The sequence below is a fragment of the Deltaproteobacteria bacterium RBG_16_64_85 genome, assembly GCA_001798885.1.
In the GTDB taxonomy this organism is placed as follows: domain Bacteria; phylum Desulfobacterota; class Deferrimicrobia; order Deferrimicrobiales; family Deferrimicrobiaceae; genus FEB-35.
On record MGQW01000049.1, the window covers coordinates 1 to 7,478 of the forward strand.

Sequence of the window (7,478 nt, forward strand, 5' to 3'; positions counted from 1 at the left end):
CACGGTTTTTTCAAGCGTACTGGTGTGGTTTTTTTCAAGCTGCTTAAGCCTGTAATGATCGATCGCTTTTTTTACCGAATGGGCGAGATATTCCGGCTTGAAGGGTTTTAATAAAAAATCGAATGCGCCTTTCCGGATCGCATCAATTGTCATATCCAGTTCCGCATACGCGGTCATCATGATTACAGGAATATCGGAATTGAATGAACGTATTTTCTCCAGGAATTGAAGTCCGGTTACCTCCGGCATCATAATGTCCGTCAGTACCACACAAACGTTTTTTTCTTGTAGCTTCATCGCTGCATCCGTGGCATTCCCATATGGGAATACACGATACCCGAATGTGCTCAACAACCTGGAAGTTGACTCCAGAACGGAAGGATCGTCGTCCACCAAAAGAATTGCGCGTTTTTCATCCTGGTTCATTTTTCGTGTCCCCTCCACGAATCCTCCGGTAGGGATTAATAAACCGGATTGCCGATCATGAATCCTCTTTTCTTTTTTCAGTCATGCGTGTCCAGCACCTCCCTTAATTTCCTTGCCAGTATTGTCGGGCCGAAAGGTTTCGCCAGAAACGGCACTCCGGGGATCAGGACGAAGGACTCGTGCACCGCGTTGGCCGTGTACCCGCTCATGAAGATCACCTTGAGTTCCGGCTTCAACTGGTGCATCTCCTCGTAGGCCTCTTTTCCTCCTTTCAGGGGCATGACGAGATCCAATAGAGCCAGTGATACCTTTTCTCTATTCTTACTGAATATTTCTACCGCGTCCTCCCCGTTGCGTGCGGACAGGACCGTATATCCAAGCTCCGCCAGCGTACGCTCCGCCAGCATCCGAACCGATTCGTCGTCTTCGGTCAGAAGAATGGTTTCGGTCCCACCTCGGATTTCGGACGGCTTGTGCGATTCAAGAACATCCGGGGCCTCCTCCACCGGCGTAAGGTAGATCTTGAAAGTCGTTCCTTTCCCCGGTTCACTGTAGAGGTGGATAAATCCACCGTGCTGCTTGACGATCCCGTACACCATCGCAAGTCCCAGGCCCGTCCCCTTGTCCGGCCCCTTCGTGGTGAAAAACGGCTCGAAAACCCGTTCCTGGGTCTTTTGATCCATCCCGATGCCCGTGTCCGAGATCTTGAGGACCACAAACGGGCCCACTTTCATATACGGGTGATACCGGACATATTCGGCGTCCAGATGGACCAGCTCCGTCTCGATCAGCAACTGCCCTCCGCCGGGCATCGCGTCCCGGGCGTTGAGAACCAGGTTCATGACCACCTGCTCGATCTGTCCCACATCGGCCCGTATGGTCGGCAGATCTTTCGCCAGAAACGTCCGGATTTCGATATGCTCCCCCACCACCTTGGAAGCCAGCTTACAGAGATCGGTGATTACCTTGTTCAGGCTCAGATTGACGGGCTCGATGGTCTGCCTCCTGGCATAGGTCAATAACTGCCGCGTCAGCGTGGACGCCCGTTCCGCGCAGCGCAGGATCTCGTTCAAATCATGCAACACCTCCTCGTCTCCTGCCATCCTGTTGCGCAGGAGTTCCCCGAATCCGAAAATCCCCGTCAGGGCGTTGTTGAAATCGTGCGCGATCCCTCCGGCGAGCGTCCCCACGGCCTCCATCCGCTGCGCGTTCTGCACTTGGTTTTGCAGCACAACTTCCCGCGTGACATCTCTCTTCCCCGCAACGAAATTGACGATCTTTCCGGAAGCATCCCGAACCGGGGAGATCGTTGACTCCTCGTCGTACAGGGTTCCGTCCTTCTTTCGGTTGACAAAGCGACCTTTCCACACCTCCCCGTGCGATATGGTTGCCCACATCTCTTGGTAGATCGTTTCGTCCTGCATCCCGCTCTTTAAGATCCGCATGTTGCGGCCGATCGCTTCCTCCTGGGAATACCCCGTGATCCGCTCGAACGAAGGGTTCACGTACTCGATATTCCCTTCCGTGTCCGTAACGACGACCGCCTCGGCGGCCTGGTCGACCGCCAGGCCGAGGCGGGTGAGCGCCTGCTCCGCCTTCCTGCTCTCCGTGACGTCGCGGAAGTTCCCGATCAGGTACCTTTTCCCGGAAATGACGATCGGGCTGGGCTTGATGTTGGCAAAAAAGACCGAGCCGTCTCTTCTCTTGACCGGGATGTCTCTTCCGGTCTCGATTTCCAGTCTCTCCGCCCTTTCAAACTCGTCGAGGATCCGGGGGAGGGCCTCCTCGGGATGGATATCCGTAATGGCCAGTTGCCGGATCTCCTCGAGGGAATACTGGAGCATCTTACAAATGGCTTGATTGCCGGTGACGAACCTCTTGTTTTCCACGTCCGCCAGTAGAATCCCGTCCTTCGATCCTTCGAAGATCACTCGGAACTTTTCTTCCGATTCCTTCAATGACCGTTCCGAAGCCCTTCGCTCGGTGATGTCGCGAATGGTGGCGGAAAAAGACGGAGCCTCCGGTGACCCCCACGTGCCGAGGGAGAGTTCGATCGGAAATTCGGTCCCGTCCTTCCTCAGCGCGTTCAGTTCGACCGTCCTGCCAATGATTCGGGTTTCCCCCGTCTCGAGAAACCGTTCCAGGCCCGCTTTGTGCGCGTTCCGGAATCGTTCGGGGATGAGCATCGTCACATTTTTCCCACCGACCTCTACGGATGCGTATCCGAATTGGCGCTCCGCTGCGCGGTTGAAGAAGTTGATGTTTCCCCTCGAATCCGCGGTGATTATCCCGTTGACCGCCGTATCCGCGATCGTACGAAACCGGTACTCGCTTTCCGCAAGCCTTCGATCGGATTCCTTGCGCTCCGTGATATCGAGAAGCAACCCGTCGACATAGTCGAAGGAACCGGTTTCGTCGTACATTATCTGCCGCCTGTCGGAGACCCACCGAATATCGCCGTTCTTGTGCGTGATCCGGTATTCCACACGGAGGAATTGCACCCGTTCCTTGACGGCTTTCCGGTAAGATTCCTTCACGTATGCCAAGTCGTCCGGGTGGATGATCTCCTTCCATCTTGCGGCCCCGCTCGTGAACTCCTCGGCGGAATAACCGGTTACCGGCTCCACCTCGGCGCCGATAAAGGACAACGACCAGTCCCGATGTCCCCGGTAGACCATCCCTGGGACGTTGTTTGTCAGAGAGAGCAGGTGGGTACGTTGTTCCTTGGTCCGCTCGAACATTTCATACAAAACCGACTCGATCTCTTTCGACGTCATCCAGTTCTTTCCTGAAAAGATCGTTCCTAAATTTCTATGGGGTCTGTTGGCAAGATCATCATCCACCTGTTCAGACAACGCTACTTTTAGCTGATCGTTTGTAACATGTCCTCTCTCGACTGCGATCTCTCCAAAGCGTTTGCAGGATTCCTGCAGGAGAATCCTCCGGGTAAATTTAGTCATCGCTTCCTCCATTTTCGACCGGAAACAGTTTCCACGAGGAAACTCTTGTTTGGATGAACCGGACAAATCTACTTGATCTCAACAGGGTTTTTTAACGCTCGGGTCTTCGTAGGGGGTTCCCGGGGACGTTCTTAAACTTTATCGCCTCACTACCGTTCGATCGCTGTTACCCGGAATGAATCGATGCCTCCCGGGGGATCGAAAAACACGACCATAAACGGCAGCGACTTCCCCGGCGGGACGTCCATGTTGACCAGCCTGTCGCCGAACCGGTTGGACAGGGCTTCCTCGATCTTTTCCCGGGTGGCCGTCCGCAGGGTCTCCCCGGTGAGGACGTTTCCCGCGTAGCAGGTTCTCTCCGCCACCGGTTGACGCTTGCCGTCAAGCAGCGCGGCGTGGACCCGGATGCCGCTCGTCCGCGTCCTCCCCACGTTCGCCACCTTGCCCTTGATGACGAACAGTTTCCCCGCCACATCATTGATCTCGTATTCTCCGGTCACCTTCTGAATGTCGTAAAGTGGACCCGCAGCGGCGCCGCCGAGCCATTTCGATCGCACATTGTAGACGAGTCTCTCGAGCGCCTCCTGGCCGGAGGCGGTGAAACCGAAATATCCGACTCCACCGGCGATCAGGAGGACCAGGAACGCGACGGCGATGACGGCCGGCCGTTTATGAAACGGGGGCGCCGGAGCAAACTCATCGAGGGGTTGTTGGGGCGTTTCTTCCTCATCCGTCATTTTTCCCGTCGGCGGAATTGGAGACGGTACCTGCGGTGGGAAGGAGTCGGTAACGGTTGTTGCCTCGGGCGGGGAGACGATGGGCTCCACTTCAGGAAGGGATGCAGCCGACTCCGGATTCAGGACCGCGATGCCCTCTCCGCACTTGCGACAACGGATCCGTATCCCTTTCGATCCCTGGAACAGGGACTCGTCCAGGCGGAATCGGGCGTGGCAGGATGGGCATTCGACGATCATGGGATCACTTTAGCGGATTTCCGCGATCGTACCTGGCCCGCACGACCGCGGAAAGCTTCGACTTGAATCGTCGGGGGTGGTAAGTTTTAAGAACGTCCCTGCTCACCACACGGTGCGGATGGAATAACGGCCGAACACCGGGTCCGAAGTCACTACAGGAAGATCCTCGAGGCGGGACTGGGCGATCAGCATCCGGTCGAACGGGTCACGGTGAGGTCCGGGAAGCGCACCGGCCGCAAGGGCGTGTTCGACCGTGATCGCAAGCGGTTCCATCCGGGAGCTGCGCAGCAGCGCCGGCAGGTTTTCGGCCGCCTCCCCGGCATCCGGAAATTTCCCGAGCCGGCGTTTCGTGGCGATCTCCCACGCCGAGGCGGCGCTCACCAGAACCGCGTTCCCCGGATCCCGTATCGCATCGCGCGCCGCTTTCGACAGGGCGGGGTCGTCGAACAGCCACCAGAGCAGCGCGTGGGTGTCGAGGAGCACTCTCATTCCTCCCACGCTTTCAGCTCCTTTTCCGGCAGCGGCTCGAAGAATTCCTTCCCCGCGCGTCCGCTGGCGATGCCCGGGATCCGGGGCATTCCCTCCTCGAGAGGGACCAGCCGGGCATAGGGCTTGCCGCCTTTTGCCAGGATGATTTCCTCGCCCTCGTGGGCCCGCTTCAGGAGCCGCGAGAGGTGCGTCTTTGCCTGATGAACATTCACGATCAGAGCCATACACAAACTCCATGCCGGACTCGATGCAATAATAATAGACTAAGTCTTTTGACTAAGTCAACTCTTGATTGACATTAACTTCGACACCCCTGGCATCCCCTTCTCGTCCGAACTGTTCCGCTCCGCCATCCTTGCCCACGGAGGAATGACCGCCGTATCGCTCGGAGCGCCACGATGCCTCCCGCCGAGTTCTCAGGAACACCCGGTTCCGAGGATTAAAAAGTTTAAGAACGTCCCCGGGGTAAAGTTATTAAGAACGTCCCTGTTTTTGCGGGGGCGGCGAAGCGGACAGCGCCTCGATCAAACCCGGAAGGCTGACGAACTCGACTTCCGCCGGGCCGTAGGTTCTCCGGAAGCCGCGGTCCACGTCGTGGGCAACGGCGTAATTTTCCCCTTCCGGATATTGTCTTCGGAACGCCTTGATCCCTGAAGGGTCGATGTCAGACGCCCCCATTTTACATTCGATGGCTGTCGGGCTCCCGCCCCGCGGCACGATCACGAAGTCGATTTCGTGCCCGCGCTTGTCGCGCCAATACCGGATGTCCCGCATCTGCAGACGCCCCTGCAGCTCGTTCAGTACCAGGTGCTCCCATAAGGCCCCCATGTCCTCACGGCGCAGGTCGTGCCAGCCCCGATGGGAGCAGACGAACCCGGTGTCGAAGCCGTATACCTTGGGAGCCGAGACGATCTCCGTGGGGCGATGGGTGCTGAACGGACGAAGGACGTGGACGACGAAAGTCGCTTCGAGGACGGACAGATAGTTCGAAACGGTGCCTGCGCTGATTCCGCACGACCGGGAGAATCGGGTCGCCTCGAAGATCCCTCCGCTCTGCGCCATCAGGAGCTCAAAGAACTTCTGGAAGGACTGGCGCCGCTCCAGGCGGAAGAGCTCCTGGATGTCTTTCGCCCAATAGGCGTCCATCCACTCCTGGTACTCGCGCTCCGGGAGGCTCCGGGCCAGGAAAAACGGGGGGAGTCCTCCGCGCAGCATTCGGCGGCCCATGTCGGGCATTCCGAAATCGTCCAGATCCGGGAGGATCAACGGGGTCAGCCAGATTTCGGACTTCCGCCCGGTCAACGTATCCCGGAATTTCCTCGACGCCCCGAGCGTCGAGGACCCCGTGGCCACGATGCGTACGTCGGGATAATGATCGGCGGCGATCTTGAGCAGTTGCGAAGGGTTTTCGAGACGATGGATTTCATCGAGGACGACCCGGCGGCCTTTCAGGCCGCCGAGGAATTCTTCCGGGTCCTCCATCAGGCGTCTTACGCGGGGCAGCTCGCAATCGAAATACTCCGCTTCGGCCAGCGTCCGGCACAGCACCGTTTTCCCGGCCCGGCGAACGCCGGACACCCAGACGACCGTATGCCTCGCCCATTCACTTTCGATCCGGTCGATCCAGAAATGCCTAGGTTTTACGGGGCCCATTTGACCACCTCTGCGCTACTATACCATAGTATATTTCCATATAGTAGCACTATTCCTGGCCAGGCGGGATCCGAGGATTAAAAAGTTTAAGAACGTCCCTGTACTTAATTGGAAGGGGTGGTGGCGTGGGCGGCAACGCGGGGGTGCACCTCACGCTCGAGACGGTCGGCCAGCAGATCCTTCTCCGCCTCGATGTCGTACCGCGCCTGCAGGTTGATCCAGAACCGCTCCGACATCCCGAAGTACCGCGACAGTCGTAACGCCGTGTCGGCGCTGATAGCGCGCTTCCCGTGCACGATCTCGTTGACGCGCCGGGGCGGGACACTGATGTCCTTCGCCAGTCGGTACTGGCTGATGCCCATCGGGACGAGGAACTCCTCAAGGAGGATTTCGCCGGGATGAATCGGCGGCAGCGTCTTCTTCGTCATCTCCTTCTCCCGCTAATGGTAATCTACGATCTCCACGTCGTATGCGTTGCCTTCCCGCCATCGAAAGCAGATGCGCCACTGGTCGTTGATACGGATGGAGTGCTGCCCTTCCCGCTTCCCCAAGAGCTTCTCCAGTCGATTGGAGGGGGGAATGCGCAGATCCTCCAGCTTCTCCGCCGCATCCAGGACCTCGAGCTTGCGTCGGGCCACCCGCTGCACATCCGGTGGCAGTTTTCGGGAAAATTGCCGACCGAACAATTTCTCCGTTTCCTTGCAGCGGAAGCTCCGGATCATCGAAGAGCATAATAACGCCTTGCGATAATAACGTCAAGCGATAATAGTGCTGGGGATTTGTACGTGGGCAGTTATGCCCCCGCTTGCAAGTAGTTGATTTATAAACCCCGATTCTTTACTTTACCCTGAACGTTATGCTCGAATTTGTGGCATCCAGCACGTCGATCCGCATGTCACGAAATGCGATTTCTCTTGATTCGGAAAGATCGTAGGAAAGGTCTTGATTTAATGCGGGGCGAGTAAAATCATCCCTG

General features: G+C 57.4%; 7 protein-coding genes and 3 pseudogenes (2 of these 10 only partly in view). All 10 read right to left on the reverse strand.

The genetic code is table 11. The annotated features are described in order from the left end of the window. A pseudogene (locus tag A2Z13_09220) lies at window positions 1–426 on the reverse strand (two-component system response regulator). 77 nt (window positions 427–503) lie between these two features. Further along, the gene (locus A2Z13_09225) at window positions 504–3,203 is read right to left on the reverse strand and encodes a hypothetical protein (protein OGP78661.1); all 2,700 of its coding nucleotides are present in this window, start codon (window positions 3,201–3,203) and stop codon (window positions 504–506) included. 332 nt (window positions 3,204–3,535) lie between these two features. Next, entirely contained in the window at window positions 3,536–4,360 is an 825-nt protein-coding gene (locus tag A2Z13_09230; GenBank protein OGP78662.1) for a hypothetical protein, read from the reverse strand. 102 nt (window positions 4,361–4,462) lie between these two features. Then, window positions 4,463–4,849: a twitching motility protein PilT gene (locus tag A2Z13_09235; protein OGP78663.1), complete on the reverse strand. Its 387-nt coding sequence runs from the start codon at window positions 4,847–4,849 to the stop codon at window positions 4,463–4,465. Then, window positions 4,846–5,073, reverse strand: coding sequence for a prevent-host-death family protein (locus A2Z13_09240; GenBank protein ID OGP78664.1), 228 nt, complete (start codon window positions 5,071–5,073; stop codon window positions 4,846–4,848). The genes A2Z13_09235 and A2Z13_09240 overlap by 4 nt, the downstream gene beginning before the upstream one ends. Before the next feature lie 250 nt (window positions 5,074–5,323). Next, window positions 5,324–6,502 (reverse strand): hypothetical protein, encoded by a 1,179-nt coding sequence (locus A2Z13_09245; GenBank protein ID OGP78665.1) that lies wholly within the window; start codon window positions 6,500–6,502, stop codon window positions 5,324–5,326. A gap of 104 nt (window positions 6,503–6,606) precedes the next feature. Beyond that, window positions 6,607–6,930 (reverse strand): addiction module antidote protein, HigA family, encoded by a 324-nt coding sequence (locus A2Z13_09250; GenBank protein OGP78666.1) that lies wholly within the window; start codon window positions 6,928–6,930, stop codon window positions 6,607–6,609. A 12-nt stretch (window positions 6,931–6,942) separates the two neighbouring features. After that, complete coding sequence (locus tag A2Z13_09255; GenBank protein OGP78667.1) at window positions 6,943–7,224, reverse strand: plasmid maintenance system killer family protein; 282 nt, start codon at window positions 7,222–7,224, stop codon at window positions 6,943–6,945. A gap of 115 nt (window positions 7,225–7,339) precedes the next feature. Then, a pseudogene (locus tag A2Z13_09260) lies at window positions 7,340–7,478 on the reverse strand (hypothetical protein); it runs 44 nt beyond the window's last position. Next, window positions 7,470–7,478: pseudogene (locus A2Z13_09265) on the reverse strand (hypothetical protein); it runs 564 nt beyond the window's last position. The pseudogenes A2Z13_09260 and A2Z13_09265 overlap by 53 nt, the downstream one beginning before the upstream one ends.

Excerpts from the sequence above, each read along its gene's own strand:
- A2Z13_09240 (OGP78664.1), bottom strand. The coding sequence starts at position 5,073 with ATGGCTCTGATCGTGAATGTTCATCAGGCAAAGACGCACCTCTCGCGG.
- A2Z13_09250 (OGP78666.1), bottom strand. The coding sequence starts at position 6,930 with ATGACGAAGAAGACGCTGCCGCCGATTCATCCCGGCGAAATCCTCCTT.
- A2Z13_09235 (OGP78663.1), bottom strand. The coding sequence starts at position 4,849 with ATGAGAGTGCTCCTCGACACCCACGCGCTGCTCTGGTGGCTGTTCGAC.
- A2Z13_09255 (OGP78667.1), bottom strand. The coding sequence starts at position 7,224 with ATGATCCGGAGCTTCCGCTGCAAGGAAACGGAGAAATTGTTCGGTCGG.
- A2Z13_09225 (OGP78661.1), bottom strand. The coding sequence starts at position 3,203 with ATGACGTCGAAAGAGATCGAGTCGGTTTTGTATGAAATGTTCGAGCGG.
- A2Z13_09230 (OGP78662.1), bottom strand. The coding sequence starts at position 4,360 with ATGATCGTCGAATGCCCATCCTGCCACGCCCGATTCCGCCTGGACGAG.
- A2Z13_09245 (OGP78665.1), bottom strand. The coding sequence starts at position 6,502 with ATGGGCCCCGTAAAACCTAGGCATTTCTGGATCGACCGGATCGAAAGT.